This window comes from Lentzea sp., from assembly GCF_036380075.1.
Lineage (GTDB): Bacteria > Actinomycetota > Actinomycetes > Mycobacteriales > Pseudonocardiaceae > Lentzea.
In genome coordinates this window covers 65,155-86,633 of record NZ_DASVFL010000032.1, presented here as the reverse complement: position 1 = coordinate 86,633, position 21,479 = coordinate 65,155, and the positions used below count along the sequence as shown (strand labels likewise).

Annotated in this window: 23 protein-coding genes and 1 tRNA gene; 11 read left to right on the top strand and 13 right to left on the bottom strand. The window is 69.3% G+C overall.

What is annotated here, in order from left to right:
* Positions 1-144 precede the first annotated feature (144 nt).
* From VF330_RS04015 to VF330_RS04000, 4 genes are all read right to left on the bottom strand, one after another.
* A complete protein-coding gene (locus VF330_RS04015) occupies positions 145-1,944 on the bottom strand; it encodes a cation acetate symporter (RefSeq protein WP_330850106.1) in 1,800 nt (599 codons plus the stop codon).
* 1 nt (position 1,945) lies between these two features.
* Positions 1,946-2,374: a hypothetical protein gene (locus VF330_RS04010; protein WP_330850105.1), complete on the bottom strand. Its 429-nt coding sequence runs from the start codon at positions 2,372-2,374 to the stop codon at positions 1,946-1,948.
* A complete protein-coding gene (locus VF330_RS04005) occupies positions 2,371-3,228 on the bottom strand; it encodes a LytTR family DNA-binding domain-containing protein (RefSeq protein ID WP_330850104.1) in 858 nt (285 codons plus the stop codon). Before VF330_RS04005 ends, VF330_RS04010 begins: the two co-directional genes overlap by 4 nt.
* A gap of 72 nt (positions 3,229-3,300) precedes the next feature.
* Complete coding sequence (locus tag VF330_RS04000; RefSeq protein ID WP_330850103.1) at positions 3,301-4,161, bottom strand: S49 family peptidase; 861 nt, start codon at positions 4,159-4,161, stop codon at positions 3,301-3,303.
* Positions 4,162-4,253: 92 nt separating this feature from the next.
* On the opposite strand from VF330_RS04000, the gene VF330_RS03995 reads away from it, so the two are divergent.
* Positions 4,254-4,421, top strand: a complete 168-nt coding sequence (locus tag VF330_RS03995; RefSeq protein ID WP_177220854.1) for a hypothetical protein — start codon at positions 4,254-4,256, stop codon at positions 4,419-4,421.
* 325 nt (positions 4,422-4,746) lie between these two features.
* Here the strand turns inward: VF330_RS03995 and VF330_RS03990 are convergent, their stop codons facing one another.
* A complete protein-coding gene (locus VF330_RS03990; RefSeq protein ID WP_330850102.1) occupies positions 4,747-6,006 on the bottom strand; it encodes a sensor histidine kinase in 1,260 nt (419 codons plus the stop codon).
* A gap of 110 nt (positions 6,007-6,116) precedes the next feature.
* Between VF330_RS03990 and VF330_RS03985 the strand changes: the two genes are divergently transcribed.
* The 3 genes from VF330_RS03985 to VF330_RS03975 are packed head-to-tail and all read left to right on the top strand — an operon-like array spanning position 6,117 to position 8,795.
* Positions 6,117-6,824 carry a (Fe-S)-binding protein gene (locus tag VF330_RS03985; RefSeq protein ID WP_414675332.1) on the top strand — a complete coding sequence of 236 codons (708 nt, stop codon included), beginning with the start codon at positions 6,117-6,119 and terminating at the stop codon, positions 6,822-6,824.
* Entirely contained in the window at positions 6,806-8,224 is a 1,419-nt protein-coding gene (locus VF330_RS03980) for a LutB/LldF family L-lactate oxidation iron-sulfur protein (RefSeq protein WP_330850100.1), read from the top strand. The genes VF330_RS03985 and VF330_RS03980 overlap by 19 nt, the downstream gene beginning before the upstream one ends.
* Entirely contained in the window at positions 8,217-8,795 is a 579-nt protein-coding gene (locus VF330_RS03975) for a LutC/YkgG family protein (RefSeq protein ID WP_330850099.1), read from the top strand. Before VF330_RS03980 ends, VF330_RS03975 begins: the two co-directional genes overlap by 8 nt.
* Here the strand turns inward: VF330_RS03975 and VF330_RS03970 are convergent.
* The 3 genes from VF330_RS03970 to VF330_RS03960 all read right to left on the bottom strand — a co-directional run bounded on the left by VF330_RS03970 (position 8,788) and on the right by VF330_RS03960 (position 11,530).
* Complete coding sequence (locus VF330_RS03970) at positions 8,788-9,654, bottom strand: Fpg/Nei family DNA glycosylase (RefSeq protein WP_330850098.1); 867 nt, start codon at positions 9,652-9,654, stop codon at positions 8,788-8,790. The two genes, VF330_RS03975 and VF330_RS03970, sit on opposite strands and share 8 nt — an antisense overlap.
* 15 nt (positions 9,655-9,669) lie before the next feature.
* Entirely contained in the window at positions 9,670-10,107 is a 438-nt protein-coding gene (locus VF330_RS03965) for a DUF983 domain-containing protein (RefSeq protein ID WP_330850097.1), read from the bottom strand.
* 94 nt (positions 10,108-10,201) lie between these two features.
* Positions 10,202-11,530 (bottom strand): sigma-70 family RNA polymerase sigma factor, encoded by a 1,329-nt coding sequence (locus VF330_RS03960; RefSeq protein ID WP_330850096.1) that lies wholly within the window; start codon positions 11,528-11,530, stop codon positions 10,202-10,204.
* Between the two features lie 159 nt (positions 11,531-11,689).
* Here VF330_RS03960 and VF330_RS03955 point away from each other — a divergent pair, with 159 nt between their 5' ends.
* Positions 11,690-12,088, top strand: coding sequence for a DUF7674 family protein (locus VF330_RS03955; protein ID WP_330850095.1), 399 nt, complete (start codon positions 11,690-11,692; stop codon positions 12,086-12,088).
* Between the two features lie 32 nt (positions 12,089-12,120).
* Positions 12,121-12,196, top strand: a tRNA-Gly gene (locus VF330_RS03950).
* An 83-nt stretch (positions 12,197-12,279) separates the two neighbouring features.
* Here VF330_RS03950 and VF330_RS03945 read toward each other — a convergent pair.
* Positions 12,280-13,185, bottom strand: a complete 906-nt coding sequence (locus VF330_RS03945) for an LD-carboxypeptidase (RefSeq protein ID WP_330850094.1) — start codon at positions 13,183-13,185, stop codon at positions 12,280-12,282.
* Positions 13,186-13,317: 132 nt separating this feature from the next.
* Between VF330_RS03945 and VF330_RS03940 the strand changes: the two genes are divergently transcribed.
* From VF330_RS03940 to VF330_RS03925, 4 genes are all read left to right on the top strand, one after another.
* Positions 13,318-13,746 carry an OsmC family peroxiredoxin gene (locus tag VF330_RS03940; protein ID WP_330850093.1) on the top strand — a complete coding sequence of 143 codons (429 nt, stop codon included), beginning with the start codon at positions 13,318-13,320 and terminating at the stop codon, positions 13,744-13,746.
* Between the two features lie 182 nt (positions 13,747-13,928).
* Positions 13,929-16,718: a BTAD domain-containing putative transcriptional regulator gene (locus tag VF330_RS03935; protein ID WP_330850092.1), complete on the top strand. Its 2,790-nt coding sequence runs from the start codon at positions 13,929-13,931 to the stop codon at positions 16,716-16,718.
* A 52-nt stretch (positions 16,719-16,770) separates the two neighbouring features.
* Complete coding sequence (locus VF330_RS03930; protein WP_330850091.1) at positions 16,771-17,388, top strand: hypothetical protein; 618 nt, start codon at positions 16,771-16,773, stop codon at positions 17,386-17,388.
* A gap of 28 nt (positions 17,389-17,416) precedes the next feature.
* Positions 17,417-17,809, top strand: coding sequence for a contact-dependent growth inhibition system immunity protein (locus VF330_RS03925; RefSeq protein ID WP_330850090.1), 393 nt, complete (start codon positions 17,417-17,419; stop codon positions 17,807-17,809).
* Positions 17,810-17,993: 184 nt separating this feature from the next.
* Here VF330_RS03925 and VF330_RS03920 read toward each other — a convergent pair whose 3' ends face one another.
* Genes VF330_RS03920 through VF330_RS03910 form a run of 3 tightly spaced genes read right to left on the bottom strand, consistent with a single transcriptional unit; the run spans position 17,994 to position 18,982 of the window.
* The gene (locus VF330_RS03920) at positions 17,994-18,317 is read right to left on the bottom strand and encodes a hypothetical protein (protein ID WP_330850089.1); all 324 of its coding nucleotides are present in this window, start codon (positions 18,315-18,317) and stop codon (positions 17,994-17,996) included.
* 39 nt (positions 18,318-18,356) lie between these two features.
* Complete coding sequence (locus VF330_RS03915) at positions 18,357-18,644, bottom strand: helix-turn-helix transcriptional regulator (RefSeq protein WP_330850088.1); 288 nt, start codon at positions 18,642-18,644, stop codon at positions 18,357-18,359.
* A 2-nt stretch (positions 18,645-18,646) separates the two neighbouring features.
* Positions 18,647-18,982, bottom strand: coding sequence for a type II toxin-antitoxin system RelE/ParE family toxin (locus VF330_RS03910; RefSeq protein WP_330850087.1), 336 nt, complete (start codon positions 18,980-18,982; stop codon positions 18,647-18,649).
* Positions 18,983-19,375: 393 nt separating this feature from the next.
* Here VF330_RS03910 and VF330_RS03905 point away from each other — a divergent pair, with 393 nt between their 5' ends.
* Entirely contained in the window at positions 19,376-20,506 is a 1,131-nt protein-coding gene (locus VF330_RS03905) for a hypothetical protein (RefSeq protein WP_330850086.1), read from the top strand.
* On the opposite strand, the gene galE is transcribed toward VF330_RS03905, so the two are convergent.
* Positions 20,491-21,474, bottom strand: coding sequence for a UDP-glucose 4-epimerase GalE (gene galE / locus VF330_RS03900; RefSeq protein WP_330850085.1), 984 nt, complete (start codon positions 21,472-21,474; stop codon positions 20,491-20,493). The two genes, VF330_RS03905 and galE, sit on opposite strands and share 16 nt — an antisense overlap.
* Positions 21,475-21,479: the final 5 nt, after the last annotated feature.

The following is a 21,479-nucleotide window of genomic DNA, read 5'->3' as shown; positions in this document are numbered from 1 at the left end:
TAAGAGTCCGTTCGGGCCGTTGCGCTCAGCAGTCGGGTGATGCGACGAACGGTAGGTATGCGTAGACGAACAGCACTCTGGGTGACCAGATTCACCGTTCACCGATTCGAGTGACCGTTTTCACCCATTTGAAACGGCGATCACTCACCGTGCGCGACCGGCTCCTCTGCGCTTGTCCTCCGCCAGCCGGGCCTTCTCCTCGGCGGTCCCGAACCGGGCGATGTCGCGGTCGCGGATGAAGCCGAGCGGGTCCGGGGCGTGCAGGCGCAACAGGATCTGGCTGACGTCCGCGGGCACGCGCCTGCGGGTCGCCTTGCTGACCATGATCATCGTCGCGAACGCAAGCGGAACGGTGATCAGGGCGGGCTGGGTGATGAACGCGGGCGCCCAGCGCCCGGTGTAGGCGCTGACGACGCTGAGCACCTGGGCCGTGATGACCATGCCGCCGCCGACCGTGAGCCCGCACACCGCGCCCACCCAGGTGAGCCCGCGCCACCAGATCCCGAGGACCAGGAGCGGGCAGAACGTCGACGCGGCCAGCGCGAACGACATCGCCACCGTCAGTGACGCGTCGGAGCGCGGGAGAACCAGCGCGAGGCAGATCGCGACGACACCGGTGAACACGGTCGCCCACCGGAAGTCGCGGACCTTGCCCGGCAGGATGTCCGTCGAGACCACGCCGGCGACCGACACGACGAGGCCCGACGAGGTCGACAGGAACGCCGCGAACGCGCCCGCGGCGACGATCGCGCCGAGGATCTGGCCGCCCAGGTTGGGCAGCATCGTCTCCGGCAGCATCAGCACCGCCGCGTCGGTCTTGCCGTTCACCAGCAGCCGCGGCAGGTAGAGCCGGGACAGCACGCCCAGCACCGTCGGGAAGATGTAGAACAGGCCCAGCAGGTACAGCACGTGCAGCGCGGTGCGGCGGGCCGCCTTGCCGTCCGGGTTGGTGTAGAAGCGGACCAGGACGTGCGGCAGGCCCATCGTGCCGAGGAACGTCGCGAAGATCAGCGAGTAGGTCCTGATCAGCTCGGACAGGCCGCCGGTCTGCGGGTGGGTCCAGTCGTGGTTGGTCGTCGGCGAGCCGTCGACCACCGGCACCGGGCTGCCCGCGTCGAACTCCATCGTCGTGCCGGGGGTCAGCTCGTAGACGCCGCGGCTCCAGTACACCGGCCCGTCCGCGTCCCTGCCGTCGATCGTGCCGCGCACCCGCAGCATCAGCGGCTCGTCGACGCGGACCTTGACCACCTGCTCGGCCACGGTGATCTTCTCGGCCTGCGGGAACCGGACGACGCCGTCGTCGCTGATCGGCTGCGTGCCGCGGTCCGGCGAGGCCAGGAACACCACGAACAGCACGAACGTGGGCGCGGCGATCGCGAAGAGCTTGCCCCAGTACTGGAACGCCTGCACCAGCGTGATCGCGCGCATGCCGCCGCCGAGCACGTTGACCACGACGATCGCCGTGACGATTCCCCCGCCCAGCCACGCCGGCAGCCCGGTGATCGTGGTCAGCGTCAGGCCAGCGGACTGCAGCTGCGGGACCAGGTACAGCACGCCGATGCAGACCACGAAGAACGTGCTGAAGTGCCGCACGTTCACCGAACCCAGCCGGGCCTCGGCGAAGTCGGGCAGCGTGTAGGCGCCGGACCGGCGCAGCGGCGCGGCGACGAACAGCAGCAGCGCGAGGTAGCCGGCGGTGAAGCCGACCGGGTACCAGAGCGCGTCGACGCCGTCCTTGAGCACGAGCCCGGCCACGCCCAGGAACGACGCGGCGGACAGGTACTCGCCGGAGATCGCGGCGGCGTTGCGGGTGGCGGGGACTGCCCTGCGCGCCACCAGGAAGTCCGGGGTGGTGTTGGCCTTGCGGGATCCGACATACCCGAGCAGGAACGTCACGGCCGCAACGGCGACTATGGCGCTGAGGCTCCAGATGGTGGCGTTCACGTCAGCGGTCGACCATGTTCACGAAGTCGCGCTCGTGCCTTTCGGCCTGTCTGCGGAACACCCACCCGACGGCGTAGAGGATCGGGAAGGGCGCGAGACCGAGCACGAGCCAGGGGACGGGGATGCCCAGCACCTCCAGGTCCCCGATCTGCGGGAACGCGAAGAAGGTGATCGGCAGCAGGCACATTCCTACCAGTACCGCGAAAGCGAGCCCGAACGCGGACTTCAGCTGCTGCCGGATCAGGTCGCGGACCAGCTTCTCGCCGACGCTGGTCTGCTCCTCCAGTTCGATGATCGTGCGTAAGGCCTTGCCGCTCTTCTTGGTCGAGTCGGCGAGCACGACCCTGCGGCGGCGCGGCTTGCGGGCCTGCTCACCGAGCCACGCCTCGCGGGCGGCCTGCTCGGGCTTTCCCGCGTCGTGCCTGCTCACCAGCCGCTCTTCGGCGGTCGCACGATCCGTTCCTTGAGCTCCTTGGTGTGCCGGCGGCTCACCGGCAGCTCCTTGGCGCCCTCACCGGTGCCGATGACGACCGCGTAGCCGTTCGCCGTCATCCGCAGCTCGCTCACCAGCGGCAGCGCCACCAGGTACGAGCGGTGGATGCGCACGAACCCCGCGTTGGCCCACCGCTCCTCGAGCTGGGCCAGCGGGATGCGCACGAGGTGGCTGCCGTCCTGGGTGTGCAGGCGGGCGTAGTCGCCCTGCGCCTCGACGTACCGCACGGACGCGCGCGGCACGAGCTTGATGGTGCCGCCGAGCTCGACGGGGATGACCTCGTCGTCGGTCGGTTCGGCGGGGTTCTGCGCACTGGGCGCGGCCTGCGCGGCCGGTGCCGCCGTGCGCCCCACGCGGTCGGCGACCCGGGAGATCGCCTTGAGGACGCGTTCCTCGTTGATCGGCTTGTTGATGAAGTCAAGCGCGCCGACGTCGAACGCCGTGATGAGCGCGTCCCGTTCCTCCACGCCCGTCACGAAGACGAGCGCGGGCGGGTAGCGGAACGCGCTGAGCACCCGTGCGAGATCCATGCCGGACAGGCCGGGCATGTTGATGTCGGCGAACACCGCGTCGACCGGCGGCAGGCCGGCCTTGGTCCTCGCCATGACCTCCTGCTCGTAGTCACCCCTCAGAATGCGCAGCGCCTCGGCGGCGTCGAAGGCCGTGAGGACGCGCCGGATGTGAGGACTGCTCTCGAGCAGGAACTTGATCTCGCTCAGGCCGGGAGCCTCGTCATCGACTGCGAGGACGAGGAGACCGGCGTTGTCTTGGGTACTCACTGTGTCGGGCATCTTGCCCACCAATGTGCGGTCATGTCTACGCTGGGGCAGGCCTCGACACGCCCCGCGAAACCGAACTGATGCTCACAGCCCGAATCGGGACCAGCGAGCACGTTCCTCGACGCTCGCGAGCACCTGCGCCACGAGATCGCCCGATCGGGTGGATGTGCTTGCCAGCCCGAGCTTCGCCAGCAACGGCTTGCGCGGCTCGGCGACCGTCAGCTCGGCGTCCGGGAACCGCTTCGCGATGACGCTGCGGATGGTGCCGATGCCGTCGATCAGCCCGAGCTCCTGCGCCTTGGCGCCGGTCCAGATCTCACCGCTGAACAGATCGGCGTCGTCGCTGAGCTTGGCGCCGCGCCGTTCGGTCACCCACGCCTTGAACTGCTCGTGCAGATCGGCGTGCAGCCCCTTGAGCCACTCGACGTCCTCTGGCTTCTCGGCCTGGAACGGGTCGAGCCGCACCTTGTTCTCCCCGGCCGTGTAGACGCGGCGCTCGACGCCCGCCTTGTCCAGCAGGCCGTTGAGCCCGAAGCCGGAGCTGACCACGCCGATGGACCCGACGAGGCTCGTGCCGTGCGCGTAGATCTCGTCCCCCGCGCACGCCAGCCAGTAACCACCGGACGCCGCCACGTCCTCGCAGAACGCGAGCACCGGCACATGCTTCTTGGTGGCGAGCTCCCGGATCCGCTCGGCGATGAGCGCGCTCTGCGTCGGCGCGCCACCGGGCGAGTTGATGAGCAGCGCCACGGCGATCAACCGCTCGTTGTCGAACGCGCGGTTGATGGCCGACTCGACGTTCTGGAGGCTGATCGTGTTGCGGGCGACCGGCGAGGACTGCGGGGTGATGACCCCGTGCAACCGCACCGCGGCGACGACCGGAGGCCGCTCACCCCGGTCCATGACCCTCGGAAGACGGGCCGCGATCTTGTCCGTGACGCTCATGTACTCGACAGTACGTGCGTTTCGCGGTCACGCGGGGGCCAAGACCCGCTGAGGTTGCTCCCGCGTGACCTTGAACACGTAGTGTTCGACGGGTGACGTTCAACCCGATCCGCTGGCTCGAACGCTATGTCGAGTGGTGGGACGACCGGGGCCGGCAAAACGCCGCCGGGCCCACGCCCATGCACATTTACTGGATGTGGGTGAGCTGGGGCGTGTGTGCCGTCGTGCTGATCACGACTTTGGCGGTTGCGGCACGCTGACCAGCTCTTTCCGTCAGCACTTGCAGCTGGAGAAGCCCTTCGCGGTGCACTTGATGCAGACGCGGACGCGCTCGGGTGCCTGTGGTTCGCGCATTTGATGTTGCCTTTACTCGCGGCCGGCACCTGTTCGTTCAAATGCCGGCGTTCATTGGTCACCACCACAATCGGCAGGCTTCGGTTCCGGGTTGAGCCATGGTTGCGCACGCAAGTTGACTGACGGCTCAGGCAGGTGTGCGACGCGCCCGCGTGGCTGGTCGGGGGTGTGCCGAAACCACACGTCCGGGCGGGTTGAACCGCTTGTCGGACTGCGTCCAAGGCCGCAGGGTCAGGCGCGGACCACCGGCTGCTCGTTCGTCATCGGCTCGTCCATCTGCGTCCCGATGTTCAGGTTCGGCAGCACGTTCCGCGCGAACTTCGGCACGTTCAGGATCACCTTGGTGCCCGCGTTGGGCGCCGTCTCGACCACCAGCGCGTACTCGGCGCCGAAGACGGTGCGCATGCGGTCGTTGATGTTGCCGATGCCGACGTGCGCGCCCGTCTGGTGGGCGTCCTTGATGTCGTCCAGCCGTTCCGGGTCCATGCCGACGCCGTCGTCCTCGACGCTGATCAGGGCCTCGTTGCCGTTGTCCTCGGCGGTGATGGTGAGCATGCCGCCGCCGGGCTTCTTGGCCAGGCCGTGCCGGACCGCGTTCTCGACCAGCGGCTGGAGCACCAGGAACGGCAGCACGACCTGCAGCACCTCGGGCGCGATCCGCAGGCGCACGTTCAGGCGTGAGCCGTAGCGGGCCTGTTCGATGGTCAGGTAGCGGTGGATGTTCGTCAGCTCGTCGGCCAGGGTCGTGAAGAGGCCGTCGGTGCGGAACGAGTAGCGCGTGAACTCCGCGAACTCCTGCAGCAGCTCACGGGCGTGCGCGGGGTCGGTGCGGATGAGCGACGAGATGGTGTTCAGGGCGTTGTAGACGAAGTGCGGCGAGATCTGGGCCCGCAGGGCCTTCACCTCGGCCTGGGCCAGGGCCTGGCGCTGCTTCTGGACGACCTCCAGCTCCAGCTGGGTCGACACGAAGCGGGCGGTCTCCTCGGCCATGCGGATCTGGCGCTTCGAGGCCACGCCCGACACCACGATCAACGTGCCGGCCACGTCGCCCTCGACAACCAGCGGCACGACCACGACGCTGTGCAGGGAGCACGGGCCCTGGAGCTCGCAGCCAAGCTTGCGGTGGTCGACGTGTTCCTTGTGGCAGTTGTTGATGGCTCGCGCCACCGTGTCGCGGAGGTACTCGTAGTGGTCGTTCGCGCCGCCGTCCCACGACAGGACGGTGCCCTCCTCGTCGGTGATGGCGACCGCGACGCACCGCAGCATCTCGCGCAGGTGGGGTGTCGCCTTGTCGGCGGCCTCCTGGGTCAGGCCCGCGCGGAGGTCGCTCGACGCCTTGGACATGCGGTCGAGCATGTCCATCACAGCATCCTCCACGGAGGTGCTGACTCGTCGAGCGCGGCACAGCATCACGAAGAGGCCCAGAACGGCCAGGGTCGCGATGACACCGAGCACGGCGCGCTCGGTCAACAGGTCGCCCACAGCGCACATGCTCTGCTGAGTGGACCTGCTTGGCAAGGGGCGCGCCGCCCGTACCCCCGGACGGTCCACTGCCACGGGTAGACATCCGATGAATTTGGGGAGAGGGTGTGCTGGTGAAAGTGGCCCTGTTCGCGACCTGCCTGACCGACACGTTCTTCCCGTCGACGGCGCGTGCGGTCGTGCGCCTGCTGGAGAGACTCGGCTGTTCGGTGGAGTTCCCGCTCGACCAGACCTGCTGCGGGCAGATGCACTTCAACACCGGCTACCGGGACCACGCGAAGCCTCTGGCGCGCAAGTACACCGACGTCTTCGGCGGGTACGACTACGTCGTTGCGCCATCCGGGTCATGCGCCGGCATGGTCCGGGAGGTCCACCCGACCCTCGGTGAGTCGCCGCCGCGGACGTTCGAGCTGGCGGAGTTCCTCGTGGACGTGCTCGGCGTGACGGACGTCGGCGCGTGGTTCCCCCACCGGGTCACCTACCACCCCACGTGCCACTCGTTGCGCATGCTGGGTGTCGGGGACAAGCCGTTGGCGCTGCTCAGAGCCGTGAAGGCGCTCGATCTGGTGGAACTGCCGGACTCGACGCACTGCTGCGGCTTCGGCGGCACGTTCGCGGTCAAGAACGCCGAGACGTCCACGGCGATGCTCGCGGACAAGATGACGTGCGTGCTCTCCACCGGCGCGGAGGTGCTGTCCGCGGGCGACAACTCCTGCCTCATGCACATCGGCGGCGGCCTCTCGCGGTTGCGGGCGGGCGTCCAGCCGGTGCACCTGGCGGAGATCCTGGCTTCGACGGAGGAGGACCCGTGGCGCGCAACCCCGTGACGTGGCTGGGCAGCCCGACGTTCCCGAAGGCCGCCCACAAGGCGTTGGCCGACACGCAGCTGCGCCAGAACCTGCGCAAGGCCACCGGCACGATCCGCGGTCGCCGGGCGGCCGCCGTCGCCGAGATGACCGACTGGGAACAGCTGCGGGTCGCCGGCGAGCAGATCAAGAACGACGTCCTGGCACGCCTCGACACGCTTCTCCTGCAACTGGAGGAGTCGGTCACGGCGCGAGGTGGCGTCGTGCACTGGGCCCGCGACGCCGAGGAGGCGAACCGGATCGTCCTCGACCTCTGCCGCGCCGAGAACGCGGACGAGGTCGTCAAGGTCAAGTCCATGGCCACGGCCGAGATCGGGCTCAACGAGGCCCTCGAAGCCGGTGGTGTGCGGGCGGTCGAGACCGACCTCGCCGAGCTGATCGTGCAGCTCGGCGACGACCGGCCGTCGCACATCCTGGTGCCCGCGATCCACCGCAACCGCTCGGAGATCCGCGAGATCTTCCAGCGCCGCATGGGCGTCGAGGTGTCCGACGAACCGGCCGACCTCGCCGAGGCGGCACGGACCTACCTGCGACAGAAGTTCCTCACCACGAAGGTCGCCATCTCCGGCGCGAACTTCGCCGTCGCCGACACCGGGTCGATCGTCGTGCTGGAGTCCGAGGGCAACGGCCGCATGTGCCTGACCCTGCCGGACACCCTGATCACCGTGATGGGCATCGAGAAGCTCGTGCCGGCGTGGCAGGACCTCGAGGTCTTCCTCCAGCTGCTGCCGCGCTCCTCCACGGCGGAGCGCATGAACCCGTACACGAGCGTCTGGACCGGCGTGACGCCCGGCGACGGTCCGCAGAAGTTCCACCTCGTGCTGATCGACAACGGCCGCACGGCGACGCTCCAGGACTCCGTTGGGCGACAGGCACTCCGGTGCATCCGGTGCAGCGCGTGCCTGAACGTCTGCCCGGTCTACGAACGCACCGGCGGCCAGTCGTACGGCTCGGTCTACCCCGGCCCGATCGGCGCGATCCTGACGCCGCAGCTGGTCGGCGACATGCACGACCCGCAGGCGGCCTCGCTCCCCTACGCGTCCTCCCTGTGCGGCGCCTGTTTCGAGGTCTGCCCGGTGCGCATCGACATCCCGTCGGTCCTCACGCACCTGCGCGCCGAGGCCGTGGAAGCCAAGGGGCGCACCGCGGAGTCGGTCGCGATGGCGGCCGCCGCGTGGATGTTCGCCTCCGCCTCCCGGTACGAGAAGGCGCAGAAAGCCGGTTCCCTGGCCCGTTTCCTCGCGAAGGACGGGCGCATCACGTCGTTGCCGTGGCCGGGGTCGAGGTGGACGTCGTCCCGCGACGTGCCCGCGCCGCCGGCCGAGTCGTTCCGCGCCTGGTGGAGGAAGAACCGTGGCTAGCGCGAAGGAAGAGATCCTGGCCCGCATCCGCGGCGCTCGGGTTCCCCCGGCCGCTCCGGTCGTCCGCGGTTACCACCGCGAGGGGTCCGGTGACGTCGAGCTGTTCGCCGAACGGGTCGCGGACTACCGCGCGATCGTGCACACCGTCACGAACGTGCCCGAAGCGCTGGAACGGCTGCGGGGCAAGCGGATCGTCGTGCCCGACGACGTTCCGGCCGAGTGGCTGGTCGACGGCGTCACGTGGTTGCGCGAACCGCTGACGATCGAGCAGCTCGACCAGGCGGACGGCGTGCTGACCGGATGCGCCGCGGCGATCGCCGACACCGGCACGATCGTCCTCGACGGCGGCGTGGCCCAGGGACGGCGTGCGCTCACGCTGCTCCCCGACTACCACCTGTGCGTCGTGCGCGTGGACCAGATCGCCGGGTCGGTGCCGGAAGCGTTGCAGCGCCTGGAACCGACGCGCCCGCTGACGTTCATCAGCGGTCCGTCGGCGACCAGCGACATCGAGCTCAACCGGGTCGAGGGCGTGCACGGCCCCCGCACCCTGGAGGTCCTGGTCGTCACTTGAGCAGGCGCGACAGCCGGCGGTCGGCCAGCGGCTTGCCCCCGGTCTGGCACGTCGGGCAGTACTGGAACGCCTTGTCCGCGAACGACACCTCACGAACCGTGTCGCCACACACGGGACACGGCAGTCCGGTGCGTGCGTGCACCCGCAACCCCGAACGCTTCTCGCCCTTCAGCCGTGCGGCGTCCTGCCCCACGGACCGTGCGACGGCGTCCGTCAACGTGGTGAGCATGGCCTCGTGCAGCCGGTCGAGCTGCTCCTCGTCGAGTTTGCCCGTCGTCGCGTAGGGCGAGAGCCGGGCCATGTGCATGATCTCGTCGGAGTAGGCGTTGCCGATGCCCGCGATCAGGGTCTGGTCCGTGAGCGACGTCTTGAGCCGCTCGGTCCGCTTGGCGAACAGGTCTTCCAGCTGCGTGCGGGTGATCCCCAGCGCGTCGGGGCCCAGCCGCGCGACGCTCGCGATGGTCTTCGGGTCGCGGACGATCCACGCCGCGAGCCCTTTCTTGGTGCCGGCCTCGGTCAGGTCGAAGCCAGGTCCCTGACCGGGCGGGCCGAGGTGCACGCGCAACGCCAGCGGGCCGCGGCCCTGCTTGGGCGGCGGCGCCGCCATGGTGTCCGCCCAGCGCAGCCAGCCGGCACGGGCGAGGTGGACGACCAGGTGCAGGCCGTCGGCGACCTCCAGGTCGAGGTGCTTGCCGTGCCGGTGCGCGGCCACGACCTCCTGGCCGTGCAGCGCGGTCCACGGCGGGTCGAACGTCTTGAGCACCTGCAGTGACGCCACGTCGACGCGGTGCACCACACGGCCCACCGCGTTCTCACGCAGGTGGTGGACCAGTGCTTCTACCTCGGGTAGCTCGGGCACCGGTCCAGTGTCGCATCAGTCGACGGGTTGCAACGGGCCTTCGACGTCCGGCAGCGAGTGCATCTCGATCGTGCGGGCGACCCGCGACGCCTCCTGGCGCACCGCCAGCGGGCCCCTGACCTGGCCGATCCAGCGCTCGGGCGGCAGCTCGTCGGCCGTGGCCTTGCTCTCCGCGACCAGCGTGTGCGGGCGGCGCAGCGCCCAGCGGACCGGGAAGAACAGGAAGAGGAAGATCAGCGCGAGGACCAGCCACGCGGGCACCACGACCTGCTCCGGTGTCCAGGCGATCAGCACGACCACCATGACCACCAGCATGCCCGCCATCATGATGCCGGGCAGCGCACCGCCGCTGACGTCGTGCTCGAAGTCGTCGGAAATCACCGGGTTGCGCCACTCGACGCGGCTGTGGACCGTCCACATCCGCCCGTCCGCACCGCGCACCAGCCGCGTCATGTCCCCGTCTCCCACGCTCGGTCGGTCTTGGACAAACCGTACCTGGCGCGGGCCGAGCCTTGTGGGTGAACTCGCCCGGCCTTGATCGTCACCGTCAGTTCTGGACGGGCTCGGTCGGGTAGAGCGTCGCCGTCGTCTCGGTGGTCCGCGGCGCGCGGCACGGCTTCGACGAGGGCGGGGGCGACGAGCCGGACGTCGTCGACTGCGTGTTCAGCGAGTTGATGTCCCGAGTCGTCGTCACCACCGTGGTGACCTCCTCGGAGAGGACCGTCTGCTCCTCGACCGGCTCCGACCGCTCGACCGGCGCGTTCTGGGGAACGTTCGCGCTGGTCGGGGTCGAGGACTCGGTCTTGCGCACGGTCTCCTGCCGCGGCGCGGCGGGGTTGACCACGTTGCCGCGCGGCAGCTCCTGCCGTTGTTGCTGCTGCTGGGGCGGCGGCACGACCACGAGCTCCTCGCTGTGGCCCGCGCTCGACGTGCCGGAGGACGTGTTGAGCGCGATCACCGCCGGCATCTGGTCCGGCTCCAGCACCGCCGTGCCCGGTCCGCCGGTGAACACCGCGGCCATCGTCCCGACCAGGCCGACGGTCGCGACGCTCGCCGCCGCGAACGCCAGCTTCACCTTGGTGAGGAAGACCTTCCCGGCGAACGCGAGCCCGAGGCCCGCCGGCACGACCAGGAACGCCGCGTTGGCGCGCAGCGTCGCGCAGACCTCGTTCAGCTCGGCGTGCAGCTGTGAGCAGGACGAACAGGTGTCCAGGTGGGCGCCGATCCGGCGTTCCTCGACGCCTTGGACCCCGCCGGCGGTGTAGGTGCCGAGCTTCGCGCGGATCGCCGCGCACGACGAACGCCCGTCGTCGGCCGCGAGATGGGCCTGCAGGTACGCCGCACGCAACCCCTCGCGCGCACGCCGGGCCAACGCCGACATGGCGTTCGGCGACAGACCGAAGTGCGGCGCCACGGTGGCGGGCCGCTCGCCCTCCACCTCGACGCGCCACAGCACGACCCGCCACCGTTCGGGCAGGCTCGAGAAGGCGCGGGTGATCAGGTTGTGCTCGACCCGGCGGTTCGCGTTGTCGCTGACCGGCTCGACGCGCCGGCCCAGCTCCTCGTCCTCGACGGGCACGTCCCGGCGGCGTCCGCTCCACTCCCACGCGACCCGGCGGGCGACGGTCAGCAGGTACGTCCGGACGTGGTCGGTGGGACCGCTGCCGCGGCGGATCGCCTGCAACATGCGGAAGAACGCCTCAGCCGTGAGGTCGTCCGCCTCGGCGGCCTCACGCACGTGCCTGAGAGAAAAACGGCGAATCGCGTCCGCATGCCGGGAGAACAGTTCGCCGTAGGCCGAGTCGTCTCCCTCGCGCACCCTGGCGAGCAGGTCCCGGTCGACCTCGTTCTCGTCGACCATCACGCGCTTCAACATGCCACAAGGGGCCAGACCTGCTCCGGGATGAGAACAGGTCGATATACAAGACCATCCGTTAGTAGTGGGCTGTTCAGCGCAACGCATCCGGTGACGAGACGGTCACAGGTGGGCGTCGGACGGTCGGCCCCGCAAGATCGAGCGACTATCGTCACCCCCGTGGTGGACTGGCGAGAACGCGCCTCGGCTCTCGTGCCGGAACTTCGTGCTGTCGCCGAGACCGAGGAGTGGTCCTGCCACGTCTTCTTCTCCGAGCTGTCGCAGCTGGCGATGGAAGCGCACCGCGACCAGGACGACGACGTGCTGCGCCGCGCGTACGGCTTCGCGCACTGGTGCTTCCACCAGCCGGAGCAGTTCCTGGAGAACGCGGCACTGGTCAGCTTCTACGAGCACGTGTTCGACGACTGGGACCTCCGCGAGGAGGTGGCGGCGTGGCTGCCGGTCGACGTCCTGGCCAAGGTCCGCTCGCTGTGGGAGTGGCGGTGGCCGAAGGAGCAGTTGTCCGAGGTAGATCAACTGCTGGCGGGTTTACAACCCCCCTCGCAGGACGCCGTTTAGAGCTGCTGTATAGTTCTCTCCCGTAAGGCAGTGCGGATGTAGCGCAGTTGGTAGCGCATCACCTTGCCAAGGTGAGGGTCGCGAGTTCGAGTCTCGTCATCCGCTCCACTCGGGAAGGCCCATGCTCATGGAGAGCATGGGCCTTTTCGTTTCGCCATGATTTTGGGGGGACGACCCCCAAGCCCCCGCGATCAGCGAACTGCCGGCTGAACGGTGAGGGTGCCCGCGTCGGCGTCCAGTTCCGCGACCGGTCCCAGCGGCACGGACAGCGGGTCGTCGCCGTGGCCCACGTCGATGCCGCCGACGACCGGCACGCCCCACCGCTCCAGCTGGTCGCGCAGCACGTCGAGGACGGTCCAGCCGCGGTCGGTGTAGTCCTCGAAGCCCGGGAACCGGCCGAGTGCGACGCCGCGCAGGCCCTGTATGGAGCCCGACCGCGCCAGTTGCGTCAGCTGCCGGTCGACGTGGCCCAGCCCGACCGCTCGCGGCGCCTCGACGAACAGGATCGCGCCGTCCAGGCTCGGCAGTCCGGCACCGACGGACCAGGCGAGGGTGCCGAGGTGCCCGCCGACGACGTTCCCCCTCGCCGTCCCGGGAACGCGGACGGCCGCGGTGAGCGCGTCCTCGTCCCGGTGCAGCACGGTCGGTCCGGGCTCCATCAGCAGCGCGCGGGTCGAGGCGGCCGAGCGGTCGCCGGACAGGGAGCCGTGAACCCCGGCGATACGGCAGTGCCGCCACAGCGCCAGGTGCAGGTTGGTGATGTCGCTGAAGCCGACCAACGGCTTGGGGTCGGAGCGCACGGCGGCGAAGTCGAGGGCGTCGGCGATGCGGTAGGCGCCGGCACCACCGCGGGCGGCGAACAACGCCCGCACCCCGGGATCGCGATAGGCGTCGTTCAGATCGGCCAACCTGTCGTCGTCACGGCCCGCCATGTAGCCGTGGCGGTCCAGCGCGTGCTCGCCGATCTCGACGACGAGTCCCCAGCTCTCCAGCACCTGCACCGACTCTGCGAGGTCCTCCTCGCTCGGGAAACTGGCCGGCGACACCAGACGAACGCGGTCGCCCGCGCGGAGGCGAGGAGGCAACAGGATGTCCACACGGCAACCCTTCCAGTTCCCGCCAGGTGATTCTCAGGCTCTTCGAGGTGATCTCCCGGCCCACCCGTGAAAGGGTGGGGCCAGCCGCTCGCATCAACCTGATCGAGCTCGTTCGACAAGGACCTGGAGATCATGGCCATCACTCAGACGGCAAACGCGCACTGGGAAGGTTCCCTCGTCGAGGGCAAGGGCAACGTCGCCCTCTCCACCTCCAACAGCGGCAACTTCGACATCGACTGGAAGGCGCGCGCCGAGGAGGCCGGTGGCAAGACCAGCCCCGAGGAGCTCATCGCCGCGGCGCACTCGGCCTGCTACTCGATGGCGCTCTCGCACGGCCTCACCGGCGCGGGCACGCCGCCCACCTCGATCGACACCAAGGCCGAGGTGAAGTTCCAGGCCGGCCAGGGCATCCTCGGCATCCACCTCACGGTGCGCGCCTCCGTGCCGGGCCTGTCCCAGGAGGACTTCGTCGCGGCCGCCGAGGGCGCCAAGGCGAACTGCCCGGTCTCCAAGGCGCTCGCGGCCGTCGAGAACATCACGCTGGACGCCGCTCTCGTCTGACCGCGCTGCCGGCGGGCTGCTCAGCGCAGCGGCCCGCCGCCGTGTGGACCCGGCCGGTCAGCCATTGGGCGCACGGCCGTTGGGGTGACGTCGTCGCGTACCGGTCCTCGGACCGCGTGCGACTGGTATCTGTTGTCGCGGTTCCAGCCTTTGTCGGGGGCTGACGACAGGACGACAAAAACGTGATCATCCGGCTGCTCGGACCGCTCGAACTCACCGGTCCGAACGGAGCGGTGCAGCTCAGCAGCGCGGGACAGCGGACCCTGGTGGCCCGCCTCGCCGTCAACCCCGGCGAGACGGTGCCGAGGAGCGCGCTCGTGGACGCCCTGTGGTCGGACGAGGTGCCCGCCACCGCCACGAAGACCCTGCACAGCCTCCTCGCCCGGCTGCGCGGCCAGATCCGGGACGCCGGGCTGGGCGAGCTGATCACCACCCGCGAGCCGGGGTACGTGTTCAACGCCTCCGCGGACCACGTGGACGTCGCACGGTTCGAGGCGCTCGTCGCAGCAGCACGTCGTAGTGACGAACCCGCGGAGTCCGCACGGATGCTGCGCGAAGCTCTCGCGTTGTGGACGGGCGACCCTCTCGTGGACTGCCGGCCCGGCGAGTGGGCGCGCAGCGAGTCCGCGCGGCTCACCGAGCTGCGGCTGGGCGCGACCGAGGACCTGATGGACGCGTCGCTGGCGCTCGGCGAGCACGCCGCCGTGGCGCCGCTGGTGAGCTCGCTGGTCGAGCAGCACCCGTTCCGCGAACGGCTGTGGGAGCAGCTGATGATCGCGCTCTACCGGTGCGGCAGGCAGGCGGAGGCGCTGGCCGCGTTCCACCGGGCGCGCGGCGTCCTGGTCGACGAGCTGGGCATCGAGCCCGGCACCCGGCTGCGCGACCTCGAACAGGCCGTCCTGACCGCCGATCCCCGGCTCGACCTGGTCGAACGCCCGCCGGTTCCGGTCCGCGGCAACCTGCCCGCCGACCGTTCGAGCTTCGTCGACCGGCCGGAGGCCGAGCAGCTCGCGGGTCTCGTCCGGAAGCACCGGCTGGTCACGCTCATCGGCGTCGGGGGCGTGGGCAAGACGCGGCTCGCTGTGCACGTGGCGCGCGGTGAGCAGCCGCCGGACGGCGTGTGGCTGGTGGAGCTGGCCGCGTTGCGTGACCGGGCGCTGGTCCCGCACACCGTCGCCGAGGCGCTGGGGGTCGTCGACCAGACCGGACGCGGACAGCTGACCGTGCTCACCGACTTCCTCGCCGACCGCGATGCGTTGCTGGTGCTGGATAACTGCGAACACGTCGTCGACCACTGTGCGGTCTTGGTCGACACGCTGCTGCGTGTCGCGCCACGGCTGCGTGTGATCGCCACGTCCCGTCGCGCGCTACGGGTCTATGGCGAGCAAGTGTTGTCCGTGGCGCCTTTGTCCGTGCCGTATCCCGCGGCGACGTTGTTCGCTCAACGCGCCGACGCCGCGATCCCCGGCTCGTTCGTCATCACGGGCGCGAACGAGCAGGCCGTCGCGGACCTGTGCCGTCGGCTGGACGGGATCCCGTTGGCGATCGAGATGGCGGCGCTGCGCGTGCGCGCCCTGACGCCGGCGCAACTGCTGGAGCGCCTCGACGACCGGTTCAAGGTGCTGACCGACGGCGGGCGCAACGCGTTGCCGCAGCACCAGACCCTGATCGCGACGATGGACTGGAGCTTCGACCTCTGCTCGCCGCGCGAGCAGCTGCTGTGGGCGCGCGCGTCGGTGTTCGCCGGCAGTTTCGACCTCACCGCCGCCGAGGCCGTGTGCTCCGACGACGCGCTGACGGCGGACTTCATGTTCGACGCGGTCGACGGACTGGTCGACAAGTCCGTGCTGCAACGCGAAGAGCACGCGGGCGTGGCTCGCTATCGGCTGCTGGAGACCATGCGCCAGTACGGGCAGACGCGATTACGTGCCAGCGATGAGGAAGCACGGCTGCGGCTGCGGCATCGCGACTACTACGCCGGTGTTGCCGTGCAAGGCGAACGGGCCTGGTTCACGCCACGGCAGGCCGCGACCGTCGGTGTGATGACGGCCGAACGCGGCAACCTCCGTGCGGCGCTGGAGTACTCGCTGACGACTCCCGGCGAGGCCGAGGTGGGCCTGCGGCTGGCGGCGACGCTGTGGTTCCAGTGGGTCGGCTGCGGCAGGCTAGCCGAGGGCAGGCACTGGCTGAGCTGGGCGTTGTCGCTGGAGACCGAACCTTCGCGGGCGCGCTGCAAGGCGTTGTGGGTCGCGGGGTACGTGGCAACGGTGCAGGGCAACCGGGCCGCGGTGCCCGCACTGCTGCAAGCGTGCCGTGCCGAGGCGTTGTTGTTGGACGACGAAGACGCCGACGTCTATGCGACTTATGTCCAAGGTGCGGCGGCGGTGTTCGAGGACGACCTGCCGCTGGCCGCATCGTTGCTGGCCGAGGCCGACCGACGGCACGCCGCGTTGGGGCACCTCGACAGCAACGTGATCATGGCGCGCGTGGCGTTGGCGATGACCGTGGCGTTCGGTGGCGACTACGAGCGTGCGACGGCTATCTGCGCCGAGGCACGGGCGTTGTGCGAGGAGAACGGTGAGCTGTGGGCGCGCGCGTACGCGTTGTACGTCCTGGCGTTCGTGGCGGTGGGACGCGGTGACTTCGCCGAGGCCCGTGAGCTGGCCACGTCTTCGTTGCGCATCAAGGAGAGCTTCGACGACCTGCTGGGCATCGCGGTGTCGGTGGAGGTGCTCGCGCTGATCGCGGTGGCCACGGGCTCCGCGACGCACGCCGCGCTGCTGCTGGGCGGGGCCGATCGGGTGTGGCGGTCCGTGGGGTTGCCGCTGTTCGGTTCCGCGAACTTCGCGGCGTCGCACGACCAGTGCGTGACGTCGTGCCGGCAGGCGCTGGGCGACGAGGCCTTCGACGAGCACTTCGCCCGCGGCGCGGCGATGACCGTGGCGGCGGTGGTCGCGGCCGCGCAGTCGTGACGCAACCTCCGTGCAGCCGTCCGGGCGCAGCGTGGTCCGAATGAGGACCAGCGTGCGCACACCAGACGCGGGAACCGTCGAGGAAGTCCTGAAGCTCGCCGCGCGAGCTCCGTCGTTCGGCATCGTGCCGCCGTGGCGATGGCGCAATGGCAAGGAATGCCTCGAACTCCTGACGACGCGCACGGACCAGACGGCACTCCTCGCGTGTGGAGCCGTTCTTCACCACGTGCGAGTCGCACTGTCGGCCATGGGCTGGGACTGCCACGTACTACGTGGCGAGGCACCCGAAGGTCAGGTCGCGTCCGTGCACCCGCGCTGGGAGCTGGACCCGTTCTCGTGCGAGGTGGCTTCCGCGGCGGCGATCTCGCTGCGCCGCGCGGACCCGCGCCCCTACCTGCCCGACGACGTGCCGGACTCGGCGCTGACCTGGCTGCTGCACGCGGCCAGGGCCGAGAACTGCGACCTGGAACTGGTGGCCCGGCGCGGCGGCGTGCTGCTGCGCCTGATCGGCGAGGACCGCCTGCGCTTGGGCGAGGCCGTGAGCGCCGTGCTGCTGGCATCGACCGTGTGGGGCCTGGCGTCGCAGCCGCTGCTGCACGAGGGCGAGGTGCTCGTCCGCGTCGGCTGGCAGTCACCCAATGCCGAACCGTTGCCTCTCTCGGCTCGTTAGGGCTTCCCCTTACCGGGACGATGTGCGTGTGGACCGGGACCGCACGCTCGCGCACCTGATCGACGACGACTGGCTGCGGCCGGACGCGTCGTCCACCCAGCTGTACCGCGACCTGTGCGCGTTGCGGGACCTGCCGGTCGGCCAGCTGACACCGACGTCGCTGCACCTGCTGGTCACGCACCAGGTGGGCCTCGACGTGACCGCCCTGCTGGCGCTGGAACACGTCGAACGCGACCCGCTGCGCTCGTTCGCCCTCTACCCCGGCGACCTGCTGGCGGCTCTACTGAGAGTAGATCACTCCTTCTGGTCCGATTACCCGCAGTTACTGGCCAGGATGTCCGCCCTGCTGGACCGTTTGCGGACCTTGCCTGAGGGAGATTGGGGCCTGCTCGTATCGGCGGCCGAACAGTTTCCCGGTTGACGCCTTGTTTTCTGGTCACACCGCGTATTCGCCGCACACTGCATCAATACGTGATTGAGTAGAAAACGCTCGTACTGCTTGACCCAATCGAGTGAACGAGATAGGTAAGCCGAGTGTTGGCGGCGATGAGTGGGCCGGGTCGGCTCGCAACGGGGGCGCTCCTCGGTGCCGTGGTAGCCGCGTTTTACGTGCTGGCACCACTTGTCGGCTCGCTCGCGTCAAGCGATCCGGCGACGCCGGAGGGCGACAACAGGGCGCGCGTCTCGCTCATCAACACGCCTTCACTGCTCCCGACGCCATCTGAGACGACATCACTGTCAGTGTCGTCGAGCTCGTCGTCCGCGCCGTCTTCTTCTTCCAAGGCAACGACTACCACTACGACCAAGACGACGACCGCGGTTACGACCACCACGACGCAGGCGCCGGCTCCCACTACTACGACCACGCGTCCGCGGCCGACGACCACCACTACGACGACGACCACGACGACGCGGCCGTGCGGAATCATCTTCTGCTGATGCACCTTCGGTGAGCCGCACCGAGCCGCTCAGGCGGCTGACCTCGGTGAGAGGCGCACCACCAGTTCCAAGTTGAGAGCATGCGCAAGTCGTTCCAGCACCGGGATTGTGGGGATCGTGCCCCCTGCCTCGAACCTCGCCACGGCTGACTGCGTCATCCCGGCCGCCTCAGCCAGTTGTGCTTGGCTCCAGCCGCGTTCCTCGCGGATCTCCCGGACCGAACGTCCGAGCTCGAACGCGATGCGGGCGGCGTCATAAGCCTCATCAGCTCCTGGTTCGGCCATTCGCCGGTCACGGAGTTGCTGCCAGTCGGCCATCGTCACCACTTCCCGTCGTACTCGTCCACGGTGTGCATTTGATCAATACACCGCGCGAGCGCACGGCGCGCGCGAGCTACCTCTTGACTCTCACGCATCCGCGTCTTGCGAAAAACAGTCAGCAGCACGATCCTCCGCTCACTGGCGATCCAGTAAGTGACTCGCACTGCGTTGCCGTCCAAGTAGAACCGCAGCTCTCGCAACTTCCCGTGCAGCTGACGCGAATACGGCTCCCCCAGGTGCGCACCCTCCTGGGCCAGCAAGTCCACATAGAACGCAGCGGTCGCAAACTGGACGATGGTCAGTGCTTCAAGCCAGGCCCGAACTTCGGGCTCCAACTCGACAGTACCCAGATCATAGCATCAATGCTATATACACAGGTGAAAGGTTCTCTTTGGGGTGATTAGCTGACGAAGACAGACTGGTCAGGGTCCTTTACCCCGACTGACACACCCATCCCGAACACAGCGGTCCGATGATCGGACGGGCAGGGCGGCTGGAGCGGGCGGCCGGAGAACACCGCGTGGGAAGGCGACACCCGCAACGGCTCCGCCCGACCGGGTTAGCACGGCCGTCACCTGCGGCTTTCCCCGCGAGAACCAGCCCATGCGGCCAAAGTGCCGGTGTGAAGCGCCACAACCAGGTCACGACTTGAGAGGCCAGCACGAACGGATATATGGGCACGGGCACAATGTCCGAGTCTCATGTTCGCGCGGAAGGGGGTGCCAGGGGTGACCTGGCAAGACGAGCTGCAGAAGCTCGACAACGAACTCGCCTCTGGTCGGATCTCGGCTGACGACTACCGACGCCGCCGGGACGAGGTCCTCTCCGGGTCGGCCGGCGGTGGGCCCGCCCAGAATCCTCAGAGCGGGCCTTTTGCCCCGCCGTTCAAGTGGGAGGCGCAGCCGCCCAACACCTCGGACCGCACCCAGGTCGTGAACGTCCAGGGGCAGCCGCCTCAGCAGCAACCGCCCCAGCAGCAGAACCCGAACCCCGACGCCACGCAGGTGGTCCCGGGGAGCCCGCGCGGCGGCGGCGGCGGTGGTGGCGACGCGGAACGCACGCAGTTCGTCACGCCCGTCCAGCCGCAGCAGGGTGGCTGGGGGCAGCCCCAGCAGCAGCAACAGTCGGCGCCGCCGCCCTGGCTCGGCGGTGACTTCGACCAGATCAACCAGCCGCCCAGCTGGAGCCACGGTCCCGAGGTCTTCGACGAGTCCGGTGGCGGCGGGGGCAAGGGCAAGATCTTCGCGATCATCGGCGTCGTGCTGGTGCTCGCGCTGATCGGTGGCGGCATCTGGTGGTTCACGGCCGGCAGCAAGTCCAACTCGACGAACAACACGGCCACCAGCACCACGACGACTCCGCCCACCACGTCGTCGAGCGCCGGTCCCAAGCTGCCGCTCAACGGTCTGGCGGGCAAGGTCGACGCCGCCAACACCGGTCCGGTGACCGTGGAGAAGGCGTCGAAGGAGAAGTCGCAGTTCAGCCCGGACGAGGCGGCTCTGCTGACCACGTGCGGCGCTGAGGAGGGCATGTCCCAGGTGCTCTTCGCGGACGACTGGTTCACCCAGGTCCACGTCTTCACCTGCAAGGACGGCGCGACGGCCAAGACCGCCGCCGACGCGCTCGCCGAGCTCCAGAAGGGCTACGGCTTCGCGGCCACGGCCGGTCCGAAGCAGCTGCCGTCGATGGTGTCGGAGAAGGCGACCGACGTGCCGGACGCGCCGTTCGACTCGCGCATCTTCTACGTCTCGAACAAGTCGCTGGTCCGGGTCGAGGTCCGCGGCAAGACGAAGGCCGCGATGGACGCCGGTGCCGAGAAGGTCGTCACCGCGATCGACAAGAACTACCCCGCCAAGTGAGCGGTGCTGGCGTGCCACCGCCACGCGGTGGCGAGGATCTCGGGCAGACCGAGCCTGGCACGCCAGCCCAGCACCTCGAAGGCACGGGCCGGATCCGCCCACACCACGGGCGGGTCCCCCGGCCTCCGGTCGCCGAAGGTCACCGGCAACGGACGACCCGCAACCTCCTCCAGACCCTTCACGACCTGCAGCACCGAGTAGCCGGTGCCCGTCCCCAGGTTCAGCGCGGCCGACGCGCCGCCGCTCCGCAGGTGTCCCAGCGCCAGGACGTGCGCCTCGGCCAGGTCGACCACGTGCGTGTAGTCCCGCACGGCGGTGCCGTCCTCGGTCGGGTAGTCGCTGCCGAACAACGTCACCGGTGGACGCGCTCCCAAAGCGGCTTTCGCCAGCAGTGGCACCAGGTTGTGCGTCGGGCCCCAGTCCTCGCCGATGCTGCCGTCGAGCGCCGCTCCGGCCGCGTTGAAGTAGCGCAACGACATCCAGCGCAGGCCGTGCGCGTTCCCGTACGCCTCGATCATCCGTTCGCCGACGAGCTTGCTGTGGCCGTACGGGCTGATGGGCTGCAACGGGCTGTCTTCGGTGATCGGCAACGTCTCCGCGGCGCCGTAGACCGAACAGGACGACGAGAACACCAGATCGCGGACACCCGTTGCCACCAACGCGTTCAGCACGGACAACGTGCCCGTCGCGTTGTTGTGGAAGTAGAGGCCGGGGTCCTTCATGGACTCACCGGGGTTCTTCAGTCCCGCCAGGTGGATGCACGCCGTCACACCGTGCTCCCGAATGACCTGTTCGAGCTTCGCCGTGTCGGTGACGTCGATAGGGTGTACGGGGGTGCCGGACGGTACGGCCTCGGGCGAGCCCGTGCGCATGTCGTCCACCACGACGACGCCGCGCCCGGCTTCGGCGAGTGCGTGCACGACGTGCGAGCCGACGTAACCCGCACCGCCGGTAACCAGGATCGTCACCGCTT